The sequence below is a fragment of the Streptomyces sp. NPDC054961 genome (genome assembly GCF_053609145.1).
Genome location: NZ_JBSGWY010000002.1, coordinates 362,110 through 383,840, shown reverse-complemented (window position 1 = coordinate 383,840; position 21,731 = coordinate 362,110). Strand labels below are relative to the sequence as shown.

Sequence of the window (21,731 nt, the reverse complement as noted above, 5' to 3'; positions counted from 1 at the left end):
CCCCTGGGCCTCTGGCCCCCCGGCCCAGGCCCGGGGTCCCGGCCCCTGGGGGAGGGTCCCGGATCCCGGGTGGGGGTTTGCCGCTGCGCGGGGCTGGTCCCCTACCCGCCCTTCCACCGTTCCCCGGGCTCCGCCCGGACCCGGAGATCCTGGGGCTCCGCCCCAGACCCCGCGCCTCAAACGCCGGCGGGGCTGGGTTGGCGCGCCTCAAACGCCGGCGGGGCTGGGTTTGGCGGGGCTGGGTTTGGGCGGCCCGGGTTCGGGCGATCCGGTTCGGGGGCGCCTCAAACGCCGGCTCGCGGCTGGGTTTGGCGTGCCTTGGACGGTGGCGGGGGGTGGGTCAGCTTTCTGTGCGGTACATCAGGTCTGTTTCGTGGGTGGTGAAGCCCAGGGACGCGTAGACGGACAGGGCGGCCGGGTTGTCGGCGTCCACGTAGAGCATGGCCGTGGGGAGGCCCGCGGCGGCCAGGTGGCGCAGGCCGATGGCGGTGAGGGCCTTGCCGAGGCCGCCTCCCTGGGCGCCGGGGCGGACGCCGACCACGTAGACCTCGCCGAGCTGCTGCTCGGCGTGGATCTTCGTCCAGTGGAAGCCGACGAGTTCGCCGTCCCGCTCGGCGAGGAAGAAGCCCTTGGCGTCGAACCAGGGCTGTGCGATGCGGTCGTTCAGGTCCCGCTGGACCAGGGAGCCCTGTTCGGGGTGGTGCGCGAAGGCGGCGGCGTTCGCGGCGAGCCACGCCGCGTCGTCGGTGCCGGGGACGAAGGTGCGTACGGTCACGCCCGGCGGCAGGACCGCCTCCGGCAGCGGCGGGGCGTCGGGGCCGCTGAGGGGCCGGCGCAGCTGGCGCAGCTCGCGGAACAGGGTCAGACCGAGGACCTGCGCGAGGTGGCGGGCGGCGGACTTGCCGCCGTGCGCCCACACCCGGATCCGCTTGCCGGAGGCGGCCAGCAGGGCGGTGCCCAGGGCCCGCCCGTGCCCGCGGCCGCGCATCGCGGGGTGGACGACGAGCTCGGCGGCGGGGGCCTCCACCGGGTCGGTGTCCTCCAGCTGCCCGTACCCGGCGAGCCGGCCGCGCTCGGTGACGAGGAAGTGCCGGATCCCCTCGCGCGTTCCGCCGCGCAGTTGGAGCCGTCCCTGCTCGGACACGGCGGTGGTGCCGTCGCTGCGTGCCGCGTCCTCGATCAGGGCGAGGACGGCGTCCGCCTGTTCCTCCGTCAGTTCGTCGAGGGTCTGGATCTGCCGTCCCGGCTCCCGGGCCGCTGCTGCGTCGTCAGTCATGAGCCGAGCCTACGACCACGGCGGGAGCCCGCGTCGGTGCGGGCGCGACGGCAGTGCGCCTTCCGCGTGTAACCAGCTCGATACCCGGTACCCCTGTCGCGCTACGCGCGTTGACTCTAGGCTTCGGCCGACCTCCCAAGATGTATCGCTGTCCGCAAAGGGGACTAAATGTCAGCGACGCCACAACGGCACCGCCGAGCCCGCCGGTTGACCCTCACCGCCCTCGCCGTCACGACGGCGGCCGGCGCGATGGTCGCCGCCGCCCTTCCGGCCGGTGCCGCGAGTGGTAGCGGTAACGGCCACGACAAGAGCCGCACCGTCGACGTGCAGATGCTCTCGTTCAACGACCTCCACGGCACGCTGGAGCCCCCGCAGGGCTCCTCCGGCAATGTGACCGAGCGTCAGGCCGACGGCACCACCAAATCCATACCCGCGGGCGGGGTCGAGTACCTGGCGACCGGCCTGCGCGAGGCCCGCAAGGGCCACCCGTACTCCGTCACCGCGGCGGCCGGCGACATGATCGGCGCCAGCCCGATGGTGTCCGGCCTCTTCCACGACGAGCCGACCATCGAGGCGCTCAACGACCTCGACCTGGACGTCACGAGCGTCGGCAACCACGAGTTCGACGAGGGCAGGACCGAGCTGCGCCGCATGCAGTACGGCGGCTGCCACCCGGTCGAGGGCTGCTTCGAGTACGGCAAGAGCTTCGACGGCGCGGACTTCCAGTACCTCGCGGCGAACGTCGTCGACCAGAAGACGAAGCGCCCGATGATGAGCCCGACCTTCATCTGGAAGAAGGGGGACGTGAAGATCGGCTTCATCGGCGTCACCCTGGAGGGCACTCCCGACGTCGTGACCGCCGACGGGGTCAAGGGCCTCACGTTCGGCGACGAGGTCGAGACGATCAACAAGTACGCGGAGCAGCTGAACCAGCAGGGCGTGAAGTCGATCGTGGCGCTGGTCCACGAGGGCGGCCTGCCGGCGAGCGGCGCGTACAACTACGACTGCGACGTACCGGGCGCGGGCGCCGGCATCTCCGGTGCCATCGTCGACATCGCGAAGAACGTCTCGCCGAAGGTCGATGCCCTGGTCACCGGCCACACGCACCAGGCGTACGCGTGCACCATCCCCGACCCGGCGGGCAACCCACGCACGGTCACCTCGGCCGCCTCCTACGGCCGGCTGTTCACGGACAACACCCTCACGTACGACCTGAAGACCAAGGACATCGTCCGTACGCCGGTCGCCGCGCCGAAGCCGGTCCAGAAGGTCGTGACCCGGGACCAGCCCAAGGCCCCGGACCTGACCGCGCTGATCCAGCGCTGGAACGCGCTGGCCGCGCCGATCGCGGGCCGTCCGATGGGCTACATCGCCGGGGACATCGCGGGCCGCGGCTCCGAGTCCTACGAGAAGCCGCTCGGTGACGTGATCGCCGACGCGCAGCTCGAGGCCCTGGCCCCGGCCGCCAAGGGCGGCGCCCAGCTCGCCGTCATGAACCCGGGCGGCATCCGCGCCGACCTCGCCTTCAAGGCGGCGGGCGGCGAGGGCGACGGGGTCGTGACGTACGGAGAGTCGTACACGGTCCAGCCGTTCACCAATATGATGAACGTCGTCGACCTGACCGGCGCCCAGCTGATCACCATGCTCCAGCAGCAGGTCAGCGGCACGGTCAACGGCCCGAACCCGAAGATCCTTCAGGTCTCCAAGGGCTTCACATACACCCTGGACACCACCAAGGCGGGCGCCGAGCGCATCGTCGTGGACTCGGTGAAGCTGAACGGCGCGGCCCTCGACCCCGCCACGACCTACCGGGTCGCGATGAACGAGTTCCTCGCGGGCGGCGGTGACGGCTTCACCGTCCTGAAGGAGCACAAGAACAAGCTGGTCGGCGCGTCCGACCTGGACTGCTTCAACGCCTACCTGGCCGCGCACTCCTCGGCGGCGGCGCCGCTGGCGGTGCCGGCGGCGGACCGGATCACGGTCGTCAAGTAGGGCACTGACGAAGGGGCGGGGGGCCAATTGCTAGCTGGCCCCCGCCCCACGGCGGATAAAAAAAAGCGCGCCGCGACGGCGGGGGGGGGGGGGCGGTGTCGTGTCGTCTCTATGTTTCTCTGTGTTATAGTTTTAGGGGCTGCGGCTCGGGCCTCGGCGCGCCCCCCCCCCCCCCCCCCTTCGGCGTATCTCAGAGCGCGCGCACGAACTCCGTGAAGGCGGCCGGGGTGACGGTGAAGGCGGGCCCGCCGGGGTTCTTGGAGTCCCGGACGGCGATCCGGCAGGGCTGGGCGGCGACCTCTACGCAGTCGCCGCCGGTGGTTCCGCTGTACGAGGCCTTGCGCCAGGTGGTGGTTCCGAGGGGGGCGCATTCGACGCACTCGCCGCCGGTACCTCCGCTGTAGCTCGACTTACGCCAAAGCGCTGCGTTCAGATTTGGGCTGGTCCCCATAACGTTCCTCCCGTACGCGGGCGATCAGTTCCGCGGACTCCTCCACCGAGAGGGCCGCAGCCTGCAAGTGATCGTATCGGTGCGCACAGTCTCGTACGGTGTCCGGGTTGGCGGTCACGTTGGCCAATCCGTAGCTCTCGGCGTAGAGGATGTCCGGGTCGCTCGCGAACCGCAGCACAGTGAACGACCCCACCGTCGCCGGATGTTGACCTGCGGTGAAGGGCAGCACCTGGATGGACACCTCGCGGTGGTCGGCGAAGCTCAGCAGGTGGTCCAGCTGCCTGCGCATGAGCCCGCGGGTGCCGAACGGACGGTGTAGCGCGCTCTCGTCCAGCACCACCCAGACCAGGGGCGGGCGCTCCCTGCTCAGGGCGCGCTGCCGCTCAATCCTCGCCGCGACCGCTTCATCGAGCTTGTCGGACCATCCGGCCCGGAGAACGGCCCTCGCGTACTCCTCGGTCTGCAACAGGCCGTACACGAGTTGCGCCTGGTAGGTGGCGATGTGCGTGGCCTGGGCCTCCAGGCCCGCGAACTCCTGGAACCACGTCGGTAACTGGCTCCTCAGCACCAACCCCACCAACCGGGAGAACACCCCGCCCGTCCCCAGCGCCGCGTCCAGCCGCTCCGAGAACTCCCGGGTCGGGACCTTCCTCGCCGTTTCGATCTGGCCGACGAGCGAGGCCGCGCAGAAGACGATGTCCCCCAGCTGCCCCTGTTTCAGCCCGGCGGCCTCCCGCAGGCGGCGTAGTTCCGAGCCGTAGTAGTCCAGCGGAGACGCGCTGGGATCGAGATCGCGAATGTTGACCATGGAGCGGTCACCCCCAAGTGCACGCCGTGCGGCGTTCGTTTCGGTCTGTCACCGAGGGTAGTGACACGGCTGCGGTCTGGTGGCGGGAATCCGCGACTCGGTCAGAGGCCGGCGAGGAAAGCCCGTGCGGCCGCCGCGAAGCCCTCCGGGTCCTGGAAGGGCACGAAGTGCTCGGTGTCGAGGCCCGCGTACGAGGTCCCGGGGCGGCGGGAGGCCATCGCCCGGGCCAGTTCCAGCGGGAGCACCTCGCTGCGCAGGCCGTGGATCAGCAGCGCCGGGCAGTCGCTCGCGAGCCAGACGTCCCAGCGGTCGCCGTCGCCCTCGGCCAGCGTGGCCAGTGTGGCCTGCGGGTGGAACGGCAGCCGCCAGCCGGTGTCCTCGGGCAGCGGGCGCAGGAACGGGCCGATCCCCTCGCCGAGCGGGCCGAGGGCGGCGATGAGTTCCTCGCGGGTCGGCGCGGTGTACGGGAGGCCGTGCAGGAAGTCCCAGAAGTACGGGCCGTCCCCGCGCGGGCTCTCCACGGGGGCGTCGACGTTGATCAGGGCGGAGACCAGGTCGGGCCGGGCGGCGGCCAGGTGGTAGGCGTTGATCCCGCCGAGCGAGAAGCCGAGGACGGGCACCGGCCCGCCGGGGTCCAGGTGATCCAGCAGGGCGGCGGCGTCGGACACGTATCCCGCGCGGCCGTACTCAGGGGCCAGGTCGGAGTCTCCGTGGCCGCGCTGATCGGGGGCGATGACCCGCCAGTCGTCGCCGAGGGCGGCGGCCAGGGCGGTGTAGTGCGCGCCCTCGGAGAGGCCGCCGTGGAGGGCGAGCAGCGGCCGGCCGGGGCCGCCGAAGTCCAGGTAGGACAGGGTGCGGTCGTCGATCTTCAGCTCGTGGCGCATGGCGTTGTTCTCCCCTGTGTGCTGGTCGGTGGGCCGGTCATCAGCCTGTCAGGATTTAGGCAAGCGCGCAATACGATTGTGTAGGGCGCTTGCCCAAAAAGGGATGAGGGCCGGGTCCCGGGCCGGAGCGCGGATACGATCCCGGCATGGGAAATCGCGAGGACCTGCTGGCCGGAGCCCGGCGCTGCCTGCAAGAGAAGGGGTACCTCCGCACGACCGTGCGCGACATCGCCACGGCGTCGAAGGTGAGCATGGCCGCGATCGGCTACCACTTCGGGTCCCGCGAGGTGCTGCTCAACCAGGCGCTGTTCGCGGCCATGGACGAGTGGGCGGCCGGCTCCGGCCGGCTCGCGGGGCAGGGCGACACCGCCCTCGAGCGCTACGCCGACACCTGGGACCGCAAGATCCGCGACTTCGGTGAGACGAGCTGGCTCTGGACCGCCTCCGTCGAGGCCTTCGTGCACGCGCAGTCCTCGCCGGAGCTCCTCGGGATCCTGGCCGAGGCGCAGCGCGGCAACCGCCGCATGGTGGCCGCGCAGCTGCGCGGGGTGCCGCAGGACGAGGTCGCGGAGGAGGACGTACGGGCCCTCGGGTCGGTGCACATCGCCCTGCTGACCGGGGTGATGGTCCAGGTCCTGACCGACCCGGAACACGCGCCGAACGGGCGCGAGATCGCCCAAGGTCTGCGCACGATGGCGGAGTTGCTCGACAGCTGAGATCTACCCGTGGGTAGTAATGCGTGGCTCCGCGCGCCATAATCCCGCCACCACTGAGTCGGCAAAGGGGCGGACATGGGCATGGGCGTGGACACGGCTACGGGTACGGCCGCGGGTCGGGGTGCGGGGCTGGGGCGGCGGGGATTCCTCGCCGGGGCGGCGGCCCTCGGCGCCGCCGTGGCGCTGGGAGCGGCGTCCGCGCCGGCGTCCGCGCGGGCGCTGTCGACCCAGGACTGGATGGCGGGGATCGGCGACTCCACCGCCCTGCAGCGGATGACCATCCCCGGCACCCATGACTCCGGCGCCCGCCAGGGCGGGCTCTACGTCGCCTGCCAGAACACCTCCATCGCCGAGCAGCTCGACTCCGGGATCCGCTTCCTGGACGTCCGCTGCCGGGTGACCGGCGGATCCTTCGCCATCCACCACGGCTCGTTCTACCAGAACCTGATGTTCGGCGACGTCCTCGTCGCCTGCTGGAACTTCCTCGCCGCGCACCCCTCCGAGACCGTGCTGATGCGGCTCAAGCAGGAGTACTCCGAGGAGAGCGACGCCACCTTCCGCGCTGTCTTCGACGACTACCTGAACAACCGTGGCTGGAGCCCACTGTTCAAGATCGCGAACGCGCTGCCCACCCTCGGGCAGGCGCGCGGAAAGGTCCTGCTGCTCCCCGACAACGGCGGTCTGCCCGGCGGGCTGCGCTACGGCGACGGCAACGTCTTCGACATCCAGGACGACTACATGGCCGAGCCCTTCGGCAAGCGGGGCAAGATCGAGAACCAGTTCCGCAAGGCCGTGTCCCAGCCCGGGAAGTTCTTCATGAACTACACGAGCACAGCGGCCGCCCTGCCGCCCCGCTGGAACTCCGACCGGCTCAACCCGCAGGTCCACGCGTTCGTCGACGGCTCGGAGCTGGCCGGCCGGACCGGGCTCGGGATCGTCCCGATGGACTTCCCCAACACCCGCTCCGGCCTGGTCGCCTCACTGATCCGGCACAACTGACCGCTGCCCGGAGGGCCCCGGCCCGTCGGCCGGGGCCGCCTCGGGCGGCGGAGCCGGGGCCCCCGGGATGCGGAGCACCGCTTCCGCGCCCGGTCCGCCGTCGCGCGGCGCCCGCAGCTCGGCCGTGCCGCCCGCGCGCAGCACCGTACGGGCCACGATCGACAGGCCGAGGCCGCTGCCGGGCAGGGCGCGGGCCGACGGGGAGCGCCAGAAGCGCTCGAAGACGTGCGGGAGGTCGGCCGCCGGGATGCCGGGTCCGTGGTCCCGCACGGTCAGCTCGCCCGCGCGCAGCACCACGGCGACCCGGCCGCCCGGCGGGCTGAACTTCACCGCGTTGTCCAGGACGTTGACCACCGCGCGCTCCAGGGCCGCCGCCTCGCCCCGTACGTACCAGGGCGCCAGGTCGGAGGTGAACTCCAGCTCCGGACCGCGCAGCCGGGCCCGGGACAGCGCGGTGCCCGCGATCTCGTGCAGGGCCACCACGCCCAGCGGGCCGGGGGCGGCCGCGTCCGGGCGGGAGAGCTCCTGCAAGTCGCCGATCAGCGAGGCCAGTTCGGTCATCTGCGCCTTGACCGAGGCCAGCAGTTCCTTGCGGTCCTCGGGCGGGATGGCCCGGCCGGTCTGCTCGCTGCGCGCGAGCAGCTCGATGTTGGTGCGCAGGGAGGTGAGCGGGGTGCGCAGCTCGTGCCCGGCGTCCGCGATCAGCTGCGCCTGCCGCTCCTGGGAGGAGGCGAGGGCGGCCGTCATGGAGTTGAAGGACCGCGACAGGCGGGCGATCTCGTCGTCGCCCTCGTCGGGGATCCGCACGGTCAGGTCCTCGGTGCGGGCGATGTGCTCGACGGCGCCGGTCAGTTCGTCGACCGGGCGCAGCCCCGTACGGGCCACCCACAGGCCGGCCGCGCCGGCGCCGACGACACCGATGCCGCAGACGAGGACGAGGACCCAGGCCAGGGTGGACAGCGGCTTGTCGACGTCGGAGAGGGGCTTGGCGACCGAGATGGCGGCGTTCTGCACGCCCGGCCCGGAGGTCAGTTCCACGGGCTGGGTGTAGACGCGCACGGGAGTGCCGTCCGTGGTCCTGCTGTCGTACATGACCGCCCCGCGCTGTCCCTTGGATACCTCGAGGTCGTAGGCGGTGACGGGGAGGGTGTTCTTTCCGTCCACCCAGCAGCGCCCGCCCGCCGGCAGCACGATCTGCACCTGTGCGCTGAGGTTGTTCTCGAAGGGGCCGGGCACCTTCTCCTGGCACCCGAGCCGGTTCAGCGTCTGGCTCGCCTGCGCCCGGGCGTTGGTGGAGCGCAGCGAGCTGTTCAGCTGCTCGTTCAGCTGGGTGCGGACCATGAACCAGCTGATGCTGGCGACCGCCGCGACCGCCAGCGCCACCGCGACCGCGACCAGCAGGGCGAGGCGCGAGCGCAGCGGGAGGGCGCGGAATCTGGCGGCCGGGCTCATTCGGGGCCGCTCTCACCCGCGCGCAGTACGTAGCCCACCCCGCGCACGGTGTGGACCAGGCGGGGCTCGCCCCCGGCCTCGGTCTTGCGGCGCAGGTACATCACGTACACGTCCAGGGAGTTGGAGCTGGGCTCGAAGTCGAAGCCCCACACGGTCTTGAGGATCTGCTCGCGGGTCAGGACCTGGCGCGGGTGCGCGAGGAACATCTCCAGCAGGGTGAACTCGGTGCGGGTCAGTTCCACCGGGCGTCCGGCGCGGGTGACCTCGCGGGTGGCGAGGTCCATGCGCAGGTCGGCGAAGGTCAGGGCGTCGGCGTCCTCGGGATGCCCGCCCCCGGTGGCGGGCGCGGCGTAGGAGCTGCGGCGCAGCAGTGCGCGGACGCGGGCGAAGAGCTCGTCCAGTTCGAACGGCTTGACCAGGTAGTCGTCGGCGCCGGCGTCGAGGCCGGTGACGCGGTCGCCGACGGTGTCGCGGGCGGTCAGCATCAGGACGGGGGTGGTGCTGCCGGCGGCGCGCAGGCGCCGGGCGGCCGTCAGACCGTCCATCCGGGGCATCTGGATGTCCAGGATGATCAGGTCGGGGGCGTACGAGGCCGTCTTGTCGAGGGCGTCGAGCCCGTCGACCGCGGTCTGTGCGCCGTACCCCTCGAAGGCCAGACTGCGGCGCAGGGCCTCGCGTACGGCCGGCTCGTCGTCGACGACGAGGATGCGCTGCTGGTCGCCTTCGGCGGTCATTCGGTCCCCCAGGGGTGGTGGTCGGTCTCCTCACAGGCTCGCACGGTCGGCCTAGTAGGAGGTCCCGAAACCGTTGGTGCCGTCGGTGGCGCCGTCGTTGCCGCCGTTGTCCGCGCCGCCCGTACCGCCGGGGCCGCCCTTGCGGAGGGAGGGCAGGTCGGCCTTGATCGTGTTCACGGGGATGGCGAAGCCCAGGCCGACGCTGCCGGCGGAGCCGCTGCCGCTGGAGGGGGAGTAGATCGCGGAGGGCATTCCGACGATCTCGCCGTTCATGTTGACGAGGGCGCCGCCGGAGTTGCCGGGGTTGAGGGAGGCGTCCGTCTGGATGGCCTTGTACGAGGTGGTGTCGGATCCGGTGTTCCCGTTGAACTGCTTGCCGCCGTAGGAGAAGGGGAAGCCGTTCTGGGGGGACTGCTGCTGCTCGGACTTCGGGACGTTCACCTCGCGGTTCAGCGCCGAGACGATGCCGCTGGTGACCGTGCCGGTGAGGCGGTCGGGGGAGCCGATGGCGACGACCTCGTCGCCGACCTTGATCTTGTCGGAGTCGCCGAGAGCGGCGGCCTTGAGACCGCTGGCGCCCTCGAGCTTGATGAGGGCGAGGTCCTTGTCCGGGTCCGTGCCGACGATCTTCGCCGGGTACTTCTTGCCGTCGCTCGTCGTCACCTGGATCTGGGTGGCGCCGTCGATGACGTGGTTGTTGGTGACGATCTCGCCGTCGCCGGTGATCACGACGCCGGAGCCGGTGCCCTGGCCGGACCGGGTGCTGGTGTCGATGCGGACGACGGAGGGGCTGACGTTCTCGGCCACGCCGGAGACGGTGCCGCTGTTCGACTGCGAGATGGTGTTGCCGTTGACCCCGGTGGAGCCGGTGATGCCGCGGTCGGCGAGCAGCTGCTGGACGGCCGCCGCCGTACCGCCGCCGATGACCGCCGCCGCGAGGGCGACGGCGGCGAGGAGGGCGACCGGGCGCTTGGCCCGGACCGGGCCGTGGTGGGGGACCGGCCCGGGGGCCGGGGCCGCGGGCGCGGCCTCGCCCCAGGTGGCCCAGCCGGTGGGGCCGGCTTCGCCGCCGTAGCCGCCGTCGTGGCCGCCGCCGTAGTTTCCGCCGTGGCCGCCGCCGTAGTTTCCGCCGTGGCCGCCGGCCGGCGGGGTGACGGTCTCGCCGGGGATGACCGGGGGCGTGTGCGCCTCGTGCCAGCCGGGGGCGGGCGGCGCGGCCGGGGGGTAGGCGGGCGGCGGGGGGTACGAGGCCTCGTGGGCCGACCGGTCACGGCCGCGCTGCCAGTCCTCGCCGAAGGGCGCGTGCTGGGCCGGGCGGTTCTCCTGTGGGTACTCGCCTTCGCGGCGGAAGTTCTCGGTCATGGATACGACTGTGCGCCCGGATCATGAGAGCTTCCTGAGTCCCCGCTGAGAAGCCCGACAGAACCGCGTATGCCCGATATAAACCCGCCCGGGTCCCGCCCGGGTTCCCGGGCGGGACACAGCGCTAGTGGCAGCCGCAGGAGCGGCGGATGACCAGGGCCGACGGGAACTGCTTGAGGCGCTCGCGGCGGGAGCCGGCCACGCGCAGGGCGTCGTCCAGCACCAGGTCCACCGCCGCGCGGGCCATCGCGGGGCGGTCCGAGGCGATCGTCGTGAGCGGCGGGTCCGTGAGGGCCGCCTCCTTCACGTCGTCGAAGCCGGCCACGGCCAGCTCCTCCGGAACGTCGATGCGCAGCTCCCGTGCCGCCCGCAGCACGCCGATGGCCTGGTCGTCCGTGGCGCAGAAGATCGCCGGGGGGCGGTCCGGGCCGGCCAGGAGCTCCAGGGCGACCTTGTAGGCGTCGTAGCGGTTGTACGGGGCCTTGAAGAGCCGGCCGTCCACCGAGCGGCCGGATTCGAGCATCGCCCGCCTCCAGCCCTCGACGTGGTCGGCCACCGGGTCGCCGACCTCGGGGGTGTTCTCGATCCCGCCCAGGCAGGCCACGTACGGGTGCCCGTGCTCGAGCAGGTGACGGGTGGCGAGCTGCGCGCCGCCGATGTCGTCGGTGACGACGGCGACGTCGTCGATGGCCTCCGGCCGCTCGTGCAGCAGCACCACCCGCGCGTCCCACGCCTCGATCTCCGAGGCGGCCCGCTCGCTCATGCCCTGGCTGACGAGGATCAGTCCGGAGACTCGCATGCCGAGGAACGCCCGCAGGTAGTGGACCTCGCGCTCGTCGCGGTAGTCGGAGTTCCCGACCAGCACCATCTTTCCGCGTTCGGCGGCGGCCTGTTCCACCGCGTGCGCCATCTCCGCGAAGAACGGCTGCCGGGCGTCCGGGACGATCATGCCTATGAGGTCGGTGCGCCGTGAGGCCATCGCCTGCGCGACCCGGTCCGGGCGGTAGCCCAGATCCTTGATCGCGGCGAGGACACGCTCGCGCGTGGCCGGGGCAACCGGCCGGGGTCCGTTGTTGATCACGTAACTCACGACGGCGGTAGAAGTACCCGCAAGTCGTGCCACGTCATCCCGCGTCACCTTGGCCACGCGCGGCAGTCTACGCGGGGTGACCTGCCTCTGGGCAGGGCGGCCGGAGGAGGTCGGCCCCGCGGCCCTCCTAGTCCATTCGGGTGAGCGCCGCCGCGGTCTGCGCCGCGGTCTGCGCCGCCGCCTTCGCGGCCGCCTGGGCCGCCGCTTCCGCCGCCGCCCGCTCGACCTTCTCGGGCGTGACGAAGCGGTAGCCGACGTTGCGGACGGTGCCGATCAGGGACTCGTGCTCGGGGCCGAGTTTCGCGCGCAGGCGCCGTACGTGCACGTCGACGGTCCGGGTGCCGCCGAAGTAGTCGTAGCCCCAGACCTCCTGCAGCAGCTGGGCGCGGGTGAAGACCCGGCCCGGGTGCTGGGCGAGGTACTTGAGCAGCTCGAACTCCTTGAAGGTGAGGTCCAGGACCCGTCCCTTCAGCTTCGCCGAGTAGGTCGCCTCGTCGACCGACAGGTCGCCGTTGCGGATCTCCATCGGGGAGTCGTCCGAGCCGAGCTGCTGGCGCCCGGTGGCCAGGCGCAGCCGCGCCTCGACCTCGGCCGGTCCGGCGGTGTCGAGGAGGACGTCGTCGATGCCCCAGTCGGCGGTGACGGCCGCGAGGCCGCCCTCGGTGACGACGAGGATCAGCGGACAGCCCGGTCCCGTGGAGCGGAGCAGCTGGCAGAGCGAGCGCACTTGCGGCAGGTCGCGGCGGCCGTCCACGAGGATGACGTCGGCGCCCGGGGTGTCCACGAGGGCGGGGCCCTCGGCGGGTGCGACCCGGACGGAGTGGAGCAGCAGGCCGAGGGCGGGCAGCACCTCGGTGGACGGCTGCAGGGCATTGGTCAGGAGCAGGAGAGAGCTCATGCCCGACCACCTGCCCCGTTGGGGCTGTGGTGTGCGTGCGCGTGTGCACGCACGGTTCGCTGGTCCATCACGTCGGTTCCTCCTCGGTCCCGTCCCGGGGGCACCTCCCAGCGGTAGCTGGGGGAGTTCGCGGCACTGCTTCGTACGATTTGCCTCCGCCCGGTCCCCGCGCCCTGAGGTCCGGATGGATACCACTGTTCTCGGTCCGTTCAACGTGCTGAAAGCACAAAAGGACCCGGGGGCTACGTTGCCCGGATCCTCTCGGCAGCAGAATAGCCCACCTCCGTCGCCGGGACCGAGGCTTCGGCGGGGGGTCTTCTGTGGTGCGCGCCACCCCCGCGACGTGCCCGTGCGCGGGTTTCACCGGTTCGGCGGACCCCGTGCGGGCCGCCCGGGCGCATGCCGGGCGCGCGGAGGCACGCCGGGTTCGGGGGCCCGAGGGTTCATGATGGACGCCGACGGCAGAGCGCCGACGAGAGGAGCGTGCAGTGGCAACCGGGACCATCCGCTACTGGGCGGCGGCGAAGGCCGCGGCCAAGACGGCGGAGGAGCCGTACTCGGCGCGGACACTGGCCGAGGCGCTCGACGCCGTGCGGGAACGCCACCCCGGGGAGCTGGCCCGGGTCCTGCTGCGCTGCTCCTTCCTCGTGAACGAAGAGCCCGTGGGCAAGCGCCCGCACGATTCCGTCGAGCTGACCGAGGGGGGCACCGTCGAGGTGCTCCCGCCGTTCGCGGGCGGGTGAGCGGAGTCCCATGAGCACGCCCGAGGAACAACAACAGCAGCAGCACATGGAGCAGCAGTTCCTGGAACAGCAGCTCCAGCAGCAGCAGCTTCAGCAGCAGCAGCAGCCGGATCCGTACGGGACGCAGACCTGGCAGTCCCCGACGTGGGACACCTCGTACCAGCCGGTGCAGTCCCCGCTGGAGGGCGTACCCGCCCAGTACCCGATGGCCCCCGAGGGCTGGTTCCGCGACGAGGTGCCGGGGCACGACCCGGCCCGGGCGCAGGTCCAGACCCCGGCCCAGGTGCCGGATCCCGGGCAGGAGTGGGCCCAGCCGCAGCCGCAGCCGCAGCAGCACCAGCAGTCGCCGCAGCAGCCTTCTCCGTACCCGGATCCCTACGCCGCGCCGGCCGCGCCCGCGTACCGGCAGACGGCCGCGCCGGACCACTGGTTCCGTGAGGAGCCGCAGGCCCAGGCCCCCGCACCGGCGCAGCAGCAGCCGCACCAGCAGCAGCCGCACCAGCAGCAGTCGCAGCCCCAGTGGGGAGAGACCGCGTACCTGCCCCCGTACCCCGGCCCGGCCGACCCGGCCCAGGCCCAGGCCCAGCCCCAGGCTCCGGCCCCCGCGCAGGACTGGTCGGACCCGACCGCCTACCTCCCGCCGCAGGCGGCCGTCGCGGCCGAGGTCCCGCAGGCGGTCCCGGTGGCGGCCTTCGCCGAGGGGGCGGGCGGTGAGCCCGGTGAGGAGCCCGCGTACTCCCCGCCCACCCTGGCGGGCAACACGCTCCGCGCCGTGGACCCGGCGCAGGCCCGCGCCGAGGGCCGCTCGCCGGTCATCGATCCCGGCCCGCAGGCGGCCATACTGACCGCCGCCCTCGGCCTGGTCATCGCCGCGGCCGCCGCCCTCGGCGACCTCGCGCTGCTCGCGCCCCTGATCGCCCTCCAGGGCCTCACCGCGGCCGGCTGGTTCCGGCTCAACGGCATGTGGCCGGCCCGGCAGGGCATCGCGCTCGCCTTCGCCGGAGCCGTGGTCGCCGACGCGGCCGTGCTCGCGGTGGACGACGCGCACGGCCCCGGCGCGATCATCGGCACGCTCGGCGCGTGGGTGCTGATCACGCTGGTCCTCCAGCTGCGCAGCCACGCCGGTCCGGACGAGCGGATGTACGGGCTGATGGCCTCGGTGGCCTCGGCCGCGCTCGCCATCGTGTGCGCCGGCTACCTCGCGGCCGGTTCCGCGGCCGCGACCGTGGGTGCGGCCGCCGTGGCGGTGGCCGTCTTCGCCCGCGCGCTGCCGCTGCCCACCGCGGCCTCGGTCGGGGTCGCGCTGGCCGCCGGGGCCGGCGCGGGCATCGCCGTGGGCGGGCTGACGTCCGTGGGGGCCGGGGGCGCGCTGATCGGCCTGGTGGCCGGGGCGTGCGCGCTGATCGGGCTGCGCGTGGCGGCGTACGACTACCCGTCGAAGTTCGTCCACATGACGGCCGGTGTCGCGCTGCCGCTGGCCGCGGCGGCTCCGGCGGTCTACCTCATCGGACGGGTGGTGGGCTGACCCTCCCCCGCGGGGCGTCCCCGCCGGGCGCCCCTGTGGGGGCGCGCGGGGGGCGCTCACGGCACGCTGACGACGGGTCATGGTCCACTAGGACGTACGTACCAATCGTCATGGGGGGTGGGCACGTGCGTGTCCTGCGTGTCTTTTTGATCATCGCGGTGGTCCTCGGCGGCCTGTTCGTCGGAGCGGACCGCTGGGCGGTCGGCTATGCCGAGAACCGGCTGGCCGACCGCATCCAGGCGCGGCAGAACCTGCCGGGCGGCGTGGGCGTGGACATCCACGGCTTCCCCTTCCTGACGCAGGCGCTCGCCCACGACCTCGACCGGGTCGACCTGAAGGTGGACGGGGTCGACGTGGCGACCACGGACGGCCGCAGGACGCGCCTGTCCGAGATCCGGGTCGCCTTCCACGGGGTGGAGCTGAACGGCGACTACAGCGGCGGCACCGCCCGCCGCGCCGAGGGCTCGGCCCTCGTCACGTACGCGGACCTGGGCGGGGCCGCACAGCCCGGCGTGACCGTCGCCTACGGCGGGGCGCCGGGCAAGCTGAAGGTCACCGCGAGCGTGGAGGTCCTCGGCAAGACCCTCACCCGGAGCGTGGTGTCGACGATCTCGCTGGTCGATTCCAAGGACGCCAAGGGCTCCAAGATCGTGCGGGTGCGCGCCGACGAGGTTCCGGGCGAGGGCGTCCCCGGGGTCGAGACCGCGATCCGCAAGAAGACCGACTTCGACCGGCGGCTCGACGGCGGTCTGCCGTCCGGGGTCCAGCTGACGGCGCTGACCTCCGACGAGGCCGGTGTGCACCTCACTCTGGGGGGTACGGATCTGTCGCTGGCCGGATAGTGAGACGCCGGGGTCCGATCCGCAGATGGGACGGGCCCCGGACGGCTCCCCGGGGTGGCGCGGCGGCCTCCCCGAGAGCGCGGATCCCACTATGCGGACGATCCTGTCTCGAAATATGACACGGCGGTGACAGGGCGGCCGATTCGTCCCTACGATCCATGGCTATGAAGCATCAGCAGGCGGACCTCACGAAGCGACGGGCAGTAGACCTGTGTCGCGTCGCCGCCATGCTCTGTCGATCCATGTGACGTGTGAGCGCATCCCGCTCCATAGCCGGACGACGGCCTTCCGCTTTTCCCGCGTGGACCTCGTGTGACCCCTCCTGCCTCCCGCCCTCCCGGCGCCTCCCCGCAACGGGATCCGTGAGCGCACCCCGGAAGCACGGACACCACGCACCCGGCACCACCGGAAACACCAGCACCACCCCGCCGCACACTGCCCCGGAGGAGAACACCATGAGCCGCAGCGACGTCCTCGTAGACGCCGACTGGGTCGAGGCCCACCTGAACGACGCGAACGTCGTCATCGTCGAGGTGGACGAGGACACGTCCGCCTACGACAAGAACCACATCACCAACGCCGTCCGGATCGACTGGCAGCGCGACCTCCAGGACCCGGTCCGGCGTGACTTCGTGGACCAGGAGGGCTTCGAGAAGCTCCTCTCCGCCAAGGGCATCTCCAACGACGACACCGTGGTCCTCTACGGGGGCAACAACAACTGGTTCGCGTCCTACGCCTACTGGTACTTCAAGCTCTACGGCCACCAGGACGTCCGCCTGCTCGACGGCGGCCGCAAGAAGTGGGAGCTCGACTCCCGCGACCTGGTCGACGGCACCGAGGTTCCCGACCGCCCGGCCACCGCGTACAAGGCCAAGGCCCAGGACTCCTCGATCCGCGCCTTCCGCGACGACGTCGTGGCCGCGATCGGCTCCCTGAACCTGGTCGACGTCCGCTCGCCCGACGAGTTCTCCGGCAAGCTGCTCGCGCCGGCCCACCTCCCGCAGGAGCAGTCGCAGCGCCCCGGCCACGTGCCGAGCGCCCGCAACATCCCGTGGTCGAAGAACGCCAACGACGACGGCACGTTCAAGTCCGACGAGGAGCTCACCGCCCTCTACGAGGCCGAGCAGGTCGACCTGGCGAAGGACACCATCGCCTACTGCCGCATCGGCGAGCGCTCCGCGCTGACCTGGTTCGTGCTGCACGAGCTCCTGGGCCAGGAGAACGTCAAGAACTACGACGGTTCCTGGACCGAGTACGGCTCGCTGGTGGGCGTGCCGATCGAGCTCGGCGCCAACAAGTAGGTCCGGGCACGCGACGCCCCGTAGTCATCCCTCTCTAGGACAGGACAGAGAACATGTGTGGAGCAAAGATCGGCGGTCCCGACCTCGGGGCTCTCAAGCCCGGTGAGACCGCCATCCAGGGTCAGCTGACCCAGGACGGCCAGCCCGTCAGCGGCTACGTGCGGCTGCTGGACTCGACCGGCGAGTTCACCGCCGAGGTCCCGACCTCGACGACCGGCCAGTTCCGCTTCTACGCGGCCACGGGCTCCTGGACGCTGCGGGCGCTCGTGCCCGGCGCCCAGGCCGACCGCGCCGTGGTCGTCGCCGAGGCCGGCGGCGTCACGGACGTGGCGATCGCGGTCTGAACTCCGCGTAAGCGCGCGGCCTGACCGCGTGACCGCATGACCGGCCGAAGGGCCGCATCCCCGGGGGTTGGACGCCACTGGACCGGGATGCGGCCCTTCGCGCCGTCCCGGGGCCTGCGCGTCGGCCGCTCGCGGCTCTACCCTGAAGGCATGTACGCCCGGCGCCGCCGCGCCTACTTCCTGCTCATGGGCGGATGCCTGTTCCTCTTCGTCTCCGCCTGGTCCTTCGTGCGCCTGTGGTCCGTCGAGGCCGCCGTGGCGCTGTGCGTGGTCGCCATGGTCATTCCGCCGGTCGCCGCGATCGTCGCGAACCGGCGGGGTCCGGACGACCGCTGGTGGGACGACCCCTCCGGTGACGCGAAGTCCGACGAGTGGTGGGACGAACTGGACGGAAAGCGGCGCCGTGACGACTGAAACCTATTGAGATAAAAATGTAATAAGCATGCGTACAACATCTCCCCCCAGCAAGGTGTCATCTCTGTACGCGGCCGATCGGCCCGCGACTCCAGTCCTGTGGGGGGACTTCTTTTGGAACACGAACAGACCATCCCTGAGCAGCGGAAAGAGGAGGAGACCGCCCCGGAACCGGGCACTGCGGACGTGGCCGTGGCCGCGGCCGCTCCCCGCCGCCGTCGTGGCGGCCGCACGCTGCTCCTGATCGCGGGCGCAGTCGTCCTCGGCGTGCTCGCGGGAACGGTCACCGGTTACGCGATCCAGTACGACCGCGAACCGACACCGCTGGCCCCGCTGGCCCAGGCCGGCGTGGCGTACCCGAAGGCGCTCGCGCCCGACGACGCCACCACGAACAAGACGATCAACGCCAACCGCTGGCACAAGACGGACGACGACCTCGCCAAGCTGCTGATCGAGGCCCCGTCCGGTGCGAAGGTCGAGGGTTCGGGCTACGACACCGTCGACTACACGGCGACCTCGTTCGAGGAGCCGGACCACATGCTGCGCAACCTCGTCGGCACCAAGGTCCGCCGACTCGCGTCGGTGCAGTACTCGGAGGGCGACAGCACCTTCGTCGCCGTGCAGCTGCTGCAGTTCAACGACCGCGACGGGGCGGACGACTACCAGACCGGCCAGTCCAGCTACATGCCCGAGAAGAAGTTCGCGGGCAACGCGGGCACGGCCATCCCCGGTCTCCCCTCCGACCTCGGGCACGTCTGGGTGGACTCGGAGGCCGACGAGAAGCCGGGTTACCTCCCGATGCGCGGCGCCCGGGCCATCGCCCGCCGCGGCGACATCGTGCTCGACATCCACCTCGTGAACAACCGGGGCAAGGTTTCCGAGAGCGACATCATGGACCTGGCCAAGCGACAGCTGGAGCGACTGTGACCGAGCCCCAGAACGACGTGACCCCGGTTCCCGCCGAGGTCCCGGCCGAGGTTCCGGCCACCGGCGTCGCGGCCGAGGTCCAGGCGGCGCCCGAGGCGGCCGCGGCGCCCGAGGCGCCCGCCACGACCCCGAACGAGACCGTGGGCGAGGCCCCGAGCGCGCACGCGCACGCGCACGCGCACGAGACCCCGAACCCGTACGCGACCCCGTACCCCGTGGCGCCGCCGGCGCCCGCGCGCAAGGTCAACCGCAAGGCGGTCGCCCTGGTCGCCGGCGTCGTGGCCGTGGCCGCTCTCGTGGGCGGCGGCGTCTGGGCGTCCGCCGCGATCGCGGACGCCGACCGGACCGCGCCCACCGCGTACTGGGTCCCCCTGGGCGATCGGTACGAGAAGCCCGCCGAGCCCGGCTCCGTGCCGGCCAACGAACTCTCGGGCAAGCTCCTGCCGGTCCCGTCCGGTTTCTCGCTGGGCCCGGACCTGGAGCAGGACGGCAACAACTTCTTCGTCTCGGGCGAGAAGGCGGTCGAGGGCTTCAAGGAGGCCCGCGGCGGCCTGTCCAGCTCCGACCGCAAGAAGCGCGACGAGATGCTGGCCGAGCTGAAGCTCAAGGGCCTGGCCGGCCGCAGTTACATCAACGCGAGCTTCTCCTCCGTCGTCGAGGTCCGCATCATGCAGGCCGACCCCGGCGCCGTGGGCAAGTTCTCCGAGATCAGCAAGAAGTTCCTCGAGCTCACCGGCGACGGCCGCGAGGCGCCGAAGGTGGACGGCTTCCCGGACGCCAAGTGCTCGCTGCTGGCGATCGGCGAGGAGAAGAAGGAAAAGATCGACTCGATCGACTGCGTCGCGGTCGAGGGCGACGTGATGGTCACCTTCCGCGCCTACGGGCCCAAGCCCTTCAAGGACGCCGACGCCGTCGAGTTCTTCAAGAACCAGATGAACCACCTGAAGTCCCCCGGGGAGTCCGTGTGACCGAGCAGAACACCTCCCCGCAGGCCGTGGCGCACGCCCCCGTGCCCGCCCCGGCGACCGCCCCGGACTCCGCCGACTCCGCCGCGCCGGCGCCCGCGCAGGCCGTGGACGCGCAGGCCGTGGACGCGCAGCCGACGGCGCCCGACGTGGCGCCCCAGGACACCGCGCCCGAGCAGTGGGCCGCCCCGGCGGCCCCGGCCGACCCGGGTGCCGAGGCACCGGGCGCCGAGGCTCCCGCGGGCGGGGCGGCTCCGGTCAACCCCTTCGCGGCGCCGGAGGTGCCGGCCGGGCCCAAGGACCGGCGCAAGCTGTTCGCCGCGCTCCGCTGGACGGCTGCCGTACTCGTCTTCGCCGCCGTCGGCACGGGCGTCGCCTACCAGGTCACCCAGCCCGAGCGGACCGACATCCCGGGCCTGTCGACCCGGTCGGACGGCCGCTGGGTCTACCCGGCGCTGTCCCGGCCCACGCTCCCGCCGGGCGCCGCCGTGCCCTTCGCCGAGGACAACGAGAACGGCATCCACTACGCGGGCCTCACCCAGCTGCTCCTGCCGGCTCCCACCGGTGCGACCCCCGACTCCACGCTGAAGCTGGAGAAGGACGAGGCGGTGTCCGTCGACACCTTCCTGGAGGAGTACGAGCCCGGCGCGCGCGAGAAGATGAAGGAGCAGTTCACCGACGAGGGGCTGCGCCAGATCGCCGGCCGCGGCTGGACCACCCCGGACGGCACCCGCACCCGCGTTTACCTGCTGCGTTTCCACGCCTCGGGCTTCGTGGACACCTTCAAGGGCTGTGGCCGGGACATGGCGCTGAACGGCGTCAAGCTCATGGGAGCGGACCTGGACTGGAACAAGGGCAAGGCGGGCCAGTCCGCGCCGAGCCTCAACTTCGTCTCGCTCTTCGCGGAGTCGAAGCCGGTCGGCGACGAGCAGGTCAAGGCGGGCTGCATCCAGTCCGGCGACATCCAGGCGGTCGTCCTCCAGACCCGCAAGGGCGAGGTCGCGACCGTGCCGTTCCACCAGACGGTGATCCTCCAGCACCAGCTGCTCGGCTGAGCGGGCCGGGAAGCGGGCCCGCCGTACGGGCCACCTCACAGAGTGCGCCGGTCCCCAGCCCAGTAGGCTTGGGGACCGGCCCCGTAATGCCGCCCCACACACTCCGAGGAGCACCCCGTGCTTGAGGCAGTCTTCACCTCCCTGCTGGTCCTGGTCTGCGTCGGCGTCCTCGCCTTCTCCGGACTCGCCGTGAAGAAGCTGTACCAGGGCCAGCGCTGACCTCTCCCAGATCAGCCGCCGGCCCCGCCCCGGATACCGGAACCCCTCCCACAGATCGCCTGAGCAGCCATTCATGATCCAGATCCCGTCCGACCTGAACCCGAGCCTCGTCCCCCTCGCCTTCCTCCTGGGCAACTGGGAAGGCGCGGGCGTCTTCGACTTCCCCGGTGAGGAGAAGTGCAACTTCGGCCAGGAAGTCGTCTTCAGCCACGACGGCCGGGACTTCCTGGAGTACCACTCGCACAGCTGGGTTCTCGACGCCGAGGGCAACAAGGTCCGGCCGCTGGAGTCCGAGTCCGGCTACTGGCGCATCGACGACCGGCGCAAGGTCGAGATCGTCATGGTCCGCGACCAGGGCGTCGTGGAGATCTGGTACGGCGACCTCGCCGACAAGAAGCCCCAGATCGACCTGGTCACCGACGCCGTCGCGCGTACCGCCGGCTCCCGTCCGCACAGCGGCGGCAAGCGGCTCTACGGCTACGTCAAGGGCGACCTGATGTGGGTCGGGGAGAAGACCACCCCCGAGGTCGAGCTGCGCCCGTACATGTCGGCGCAGCTGAAGAAGGTCGTCACGCCCGAGGAGGTCGCCGAGATGGCGCGCAACCTCCCGGACATGCCGGACGACGGCATCGCCTTCTTCCGCTGACCCGCGGAGAACACGCACCGCAACGCAATGTCCCCCCCACCCGCCCACGCGGCCGGGGGGGGCGGTCGCGGGTGGGGGGGCGGCGCGG

General features: G+C 71.9%; 23 protein-coding genes. 14 read left to right on the top strand and 9 right to left on the bottom strand.

Annotated elements, in window-relative coordinates; translation table 11 throughout:
- Nucleotides 1–340 precede the first annotated feature (340 nt).
- Nucleotides 341–1,276: a mycothiol synthase gene (mshD, locus tag ACWF9Z_RS03990; protein WP_453597140.1), complete on the bottom strand. Its 936-nt coding sequence runs from the start codon at nt 1,274–1,276 to the stop codon at nt 341–343.
- A gap of 168 nt (nt 1,277–1,444) precedes the next feature.
- Between mshD and ACWF9Z_RS03985 the strand changes: the two genes are divergently transcribed.
- On the top strand, nt 1,445–3,268 hold the full coding sequence (locus ACWF9Z_RS03985) for a bifunctional metallophosphatase/5'-nucleotidase (protein WP_453597138.1): 1,824 nt from the start codon (nt 1,445–1,447) through the stop codon (nt 3,266–3,268).
- A 190-nt stretch (nt 3,269–3,458) separates the two neighbouring features.
- On the opposite strand, the gene ACWF9Z_RS03980 is transcribed toward ACWF9Z_RS03985, so the two are convergent.
- From ACWF9Z_RS03980 to ACWF9Z_RS03970, 3 genes are all read right to left on the bottom strand, one after another.
- Entirely contained in the window at nt 3,459–3,719 is a 261-nt protein-coding gene (locus ACWF9Z_RS03980) for a DUF397 domain-containing protein (protein ID WP_453597136.1), read from the bottom strand.
- The gene (locus ACWF9Z_RS03975) at nt 3,679–4,527 is read right to left on the bottom strand and encodes a helix-turn-helix domain-containing protein (RefSeq protein ID WP_453597134.1); all 849 of its coding nucleotides are present in this window, start codon (nt 4,525–4,527) and stop codon (nt 3,679–3,681) included. The genes ACWF9Z_RS03980 and ACWF9Z_RS03975 overlap by 41 nt, the downstream gene beginning before the upstream one ends.
- A 101-nt stretch (nt 4,528–4,628) precedes the next feature.
- Complete coding sequence (locus ACWF9Z_RS03970; RefSeq protein WP_453597132.1) at nt 4,629–5,411, bottom strand: alpha/beta fold hydrolase; 783 nt, start codon at nt 5,409–5,411, stop codon at nt 4,629–4,631.
- 146 nt (nt 5,412–5,557) lie between these two features.
- On the opposite strand from ACWF9Z_RS03970, the gene ACWF9Z_RS03965 reads away from it, so the two are divergent.
- A complete protein-coding gene (locus ACWF9Z_RS03965) occupies nt 5,558–6,127 on the top strand; it encodes a TetR/AcrR family transcriptional regulator (RefSeq protein ID WP_453597130.1) in 570 nt (189 codons plus the stop codon).
- 75 nt (nt 6,128–6,202) lie between these two features.
- Complete coding sequence (locus ACWF9Z_RS03960) at nt 6,203–7,126, top strand: phosphatidylinositol-specific phospholipase C (RefSeq protein WP_453597128.1); 924 nt, start codon at nt 6,203–6,205, stop codon at nt 7,124–7,126.
- On the opposite strand, the gene ACWF9Z_RS03955 is transcribed toward ACWF9Z_RS03960, so the two are convergent.
- The 5 genes from ACWF9Z_RS03955 to ACWF9Z_RS03935 form a co-directional block, all read right to left on the bottom strand.
- The gene (locus ACWF9Z_RS03955; protein ID WP_453597126.1) at nt 7,106–8,578 is read right to left on the bottom strand and encodes a sensor histidine kinase; all 1,473 of its coding nucleotides are present in this window, start codon (nt 8,576–8,578) and stop codon (nt 7,106–7,108) included. The two genes, ACWF9Z_RS03960 and ACWF9Z_RS03955, sit on opposite strands and share 21 nt — an antisense overlap.
- On the bottom strand, nt 8,575–9,312 hold the full coding sequence (locus tag ACWF9Z_RS03950) for a response regulator transcription factor (protein WP_453597124.1): 738 nt from the start codon (nt 9,310–9,312) through the stop codon (nt 8,575–8,577). Before ACWF9Z_RS03950 ends, ACWF9Z_RS03955 begins: the two co-directional genes overlap by 4 nt.
- A gap of 51 nt (nt 9,313–9,363) precedes the next feature.
- Nucleotides 9,364–10,674 (bottom strand): S1C family serine protease, encoded by a 1,311-nt coding sequence (locus tag ACWF9Z_RS03945; RefSeq protein ID WP_453597122.1) that lies wholly within the window; start codon nt 10,672–10,674, stop codon nt 9,364–9,366.
- Between the two features lie 124 nt (nt 10,675–10,798).
- Nucleotides 10,799–11,821, bottom strand: coding sequence for a LacI family DNA-binding transcriptional regulator (locus ACWF9Z_RS03940; protein ID WP_453597120.1), 1,023 nt, complete (start codon nt 11,819–11,821; stop codon nt 10,799–10,801).
- Between the two features lie 70 nt (nt 11,822–11,891).
- Nucleotides 11,892–12,662: a response regulator transcription factor gene (locus tag ACWF9Z_RS03935; protein ID WP_453597118.1), complete on the bottom strand. Its 771-nt coding sequence runs from the start codon at nt 12,660–12,662 to the stop codon at nt 11,892–11,894.
- A gap of 488 nt (nt 12,663–13,150) precedes the next feature.
- On the opposite strand from ACWF9Z_RS03935, the gene ACWF9Z_RS03930 reads away from it, so the two are divergent.
- The 11 genes from ACWF9Z_RS03930 (at nt 13,151) to ACWF9Z_RS03880 (ending at nt 21,643) form a co-directional block, all read left to right on the top strand.
- On the top strand, nt 13,151–13,405 hold the full coding sequence (locus ACWF9Z_RS03930) for a MoaD/ThiS family protein (RefSeq protein ID WP_453597116.1): 255 nt from the start codon (nt 13,151–13,153) through the stop codon (nt 13,403–13,405).
- A gap of 10 nt (nt 13,406–13,415) precedes the next feature.
- The gene (locus ACWF9Z_RS03925) at nt 13,416–14,930 is read left to right on the top strand and encodes a hypothetical protein (RefSeq protein WP_453597114.1); all 1,515 of its coding nucleotides are present in this window, start codon (nt 13,416–13,418) and stop codon (nt 14,928–14,930) included.
- Between the two features lie 125 nt (nt 14,931–15,055).
- A complete protein-coding gene (locus ACWF9Z_RS03920; protein WP_453597112.1) occupies nt 15,056–15,772 on the top strand; it encodes an LmeA family phospholipid-binding protein in 717 nt (238 codons plus the stop codon).
- Between the two features lie 158 nt (nt 15,773–15,930).
- Nucleotides 15,931–16,020: an Ms5788A family Cys-rich leader peptide gene (locus tag ACWF9Z_RS03915; protein WP_350875872.1), complete on the top strand. Its 90-nt coding sequence runs from the start codon at nt 15,931–15,933 to the stop codon at nt 16,018–16,020.
- Nucleotides 16,021–16,227: 207 nt separating this feature from the next.
- Nucleotides 16,228–17,073 (top strand): sulfurtransferase, encoded by an 846-nt coding sequence (locus ACWF9Z_RS03910; protein ID WP_453597110.1) that lies wholly within the window; start codon nt 16,228–16,230, stop codon nt 17,071–17,073.
- 53 nt (nt 17,074–17,126) lie between these two features.
- Nucleotides 17,127–17,417 (top strand): DUF1416 domain-containing protein, encoded by a 291-nt coding sequence (locus ACWF9Z_RS03905; protein WP_356660116.1) that lies wholly within the window; start codon nt 17,127–17,129, stop codon nt 17,415–17,417.
- A gap of 150 nt (nt 17,418–17,567) precedes the next feature.
- Nucleotides 17,568–17,831: a DUF3099 domain-containing protein gene (locus ACWF9Z_RS03900; RefSeq protein WP_453597108.1), complete on the top strand. Its 264-nt coding sequence runs from the start codon at nt 17,568–17,570 to the stop codon at nt 17,829–17,831.
- Nucleotides 17,832–17,945: 114 nt separating this feature from the next.
- Complete coding sequence (locus ACWF9Z_RS03895; RefSeq protein ID WP_453597106.1) at nt 17,946–18,758, top strand: hypothetical protein; 813 nt, start codon at nt 17,946–17,948, stop codon at nt 18,756–18,758.
- Entirely contained in the window at nt 18,755–19,726 is a 972-nt protein-coding gene (locus tag ACWF9Z_RS03890) for a hypothetical protein (protein ID WP_453597104.1), read from the top strand. The genes ACWF9Z_RS03895 and ACWF9Z_RS03890 overlap by 4 nt, the downstream gene beginning before the upstream one ends.
- A complete protein-coding gene (locus ACWF9Z_RS03885) occupies nt 19,723–20,778 on the top strand; it encodes a hypothetical protein (protein ID WP_453597102.1) in 1,056 nt (351 codons plus the stop codon). Before ACWF9Z_RS03890 ends, ACWF9Z_RS03885 begins: the two co-directional genes overlap by 4 nt.
- Before the next feature lie 292 nt (nt 20,779–21,070).
- Nucleotides 21,071–21,643 (top strand): FABP family protein, encoded by a 573-nt coding sequence (locus ACWF9Z_RS03880; protein ID WP_453597100.1) that lies wholly within the window; start codon nt 21,071–21,073, stop codon nt 21,641–21,643.
- Nucleotides 21,644–21,731: the final 88 nt, after the last annotated feature.

What these genes read in the sequence shown, in the direction of transcription:
- ACWF9Z_RS03910 (WP_453597110.1), top strand. Translation starts at nt 16,228, where the DNA reads ATGAGCCGCAGCGACGTCCTCGTAGACGCCGACTGGGTCGAGGCCCAC.
- ACWF9Z_RS03965 (WP_453597130.1), top strand. Translation starts at nt 5,558, where the DNA reads ATGGGAAATCGCGAGGACCTGCTGGCCGGAGCCCGGCGCTGCCTGCAA.
- ACWF9Z_RS03960 (WP_453597128.1), top strand. Translation starts at nt 6,203, where the DNA reads ATGGGCATGGGCGTGGACACGGCTACGGGTACGGCCGCGGGTCGGGGT.
- ACWF9Z_RS03955 (WP_453597126.1), bottom strand. Translation starts at nt 8,578, where the DNA reads ATGAGCCCGGCCGCCAGATTCCGCGCCCTCCCGCTGCGCTCGCGCCTC.
- ACWF9Z_RS03905 (WP_356660116.1), top strand. Translation starts at nt 17,127, where the DNA reads ATGTGTGGAGCAAAGATCGGCGGTCCCGACCTCGGGGCTCTCAAGCCC.
- ACWF9Z_RS03945 (WP_453597122.1), bottom strand. Translation starts at nt 10,674, where the DNA reads ATGACCGAGAACTTCCGCCGCGAAGGCGAGTACCCACAGGAGAACCGC.
- ACWF9Z_RS03935 (WP_453597118.1), bottom strand. Translation starts at nt 12,662, where the DNA reads ATGAGCTCTCTCCTGCTCCTGACCAATGCCCTGCAGCCGTCCACCGAG.
- ACWF9Z_RS03915 (WP_350875872.1), top strand. Translation starts at nt 15,931, where the DNA reads ATGGCTATGAAGCATCAGCAGGCGGACCTCACGAAGCGACGGGCAGTA.
- ACWF9Z_RS03980 (WP_453597136.1), bottom strand. Translation starts at nt 3,719, where the DNA reads ATGGGGACCAGCCCAAATCTGAACGCAGCGCTTTGGCGTAAGTCGAGC.
- ACWF9Z_RS03985 (WP_453597138.1), top strand. Translation starts at nt 1,445, where the DNA reads ATGTCAGCGACGCCACAACGGCACCGCCGAGCCCGCCGGTTGACCCTC.
- ACWF9Z_RS03950 (WP_453597124.1), bottom strand. Translation starts at nt 9,312, where the DNA reads ATGACCGCCGAAGGCGACCAGCAGCGCATCCTCGTCGTCGACGACGAG.
- ACWF9Z_RS03900 (WP_453597108.1), top strand. Translation starts at nt 17,568, where the DNA reads ATGTACGCCCGGCGCCGCCGCGCCTACTTCCTGCTCATGGGCGGATGC.
- ACWF9Z_RS03925 (WP_453597114.1), top strand. Translation starts at nt 13,416, where the DNA reads ATGAGCACGCCCGAGGAACAACAACAGCAGCAGCACATGGAGCAGCAG.
- ACWF9Z_RS03970 (WP_453597132.1), bottom strand. Translation starts at nt 5,411, where the DNA reads ATGCGCCACGAGCTGAAGATCGACGACCGCACCCTGTCCTACCTGGAC.
- mshD (WP_453597140.1), bottom strand. Translation starts at nt 1,276, where the DNA reads ATGACTGACGACGCAGCAGCGGCCCGGGAGCCGGGACGGCAGATCCAG.
- ACWF9Z_RS03880 (WP_453597100.1), top strand. Translation starts at nt 21,071, where the DNA reads ATGATCCAGATCCCGTCCGACCTGAACCCGAGCCTCGTCCCCCTCGCC.
- ACWF9Z_RS03975 (WP_453597134.1), bottom strand. Translation starts at nt 4,527, where the DNA reads ATGGTCAACATTCGCGATCTCGATCCCAGCGCGTCTCCGCTGGACTAC.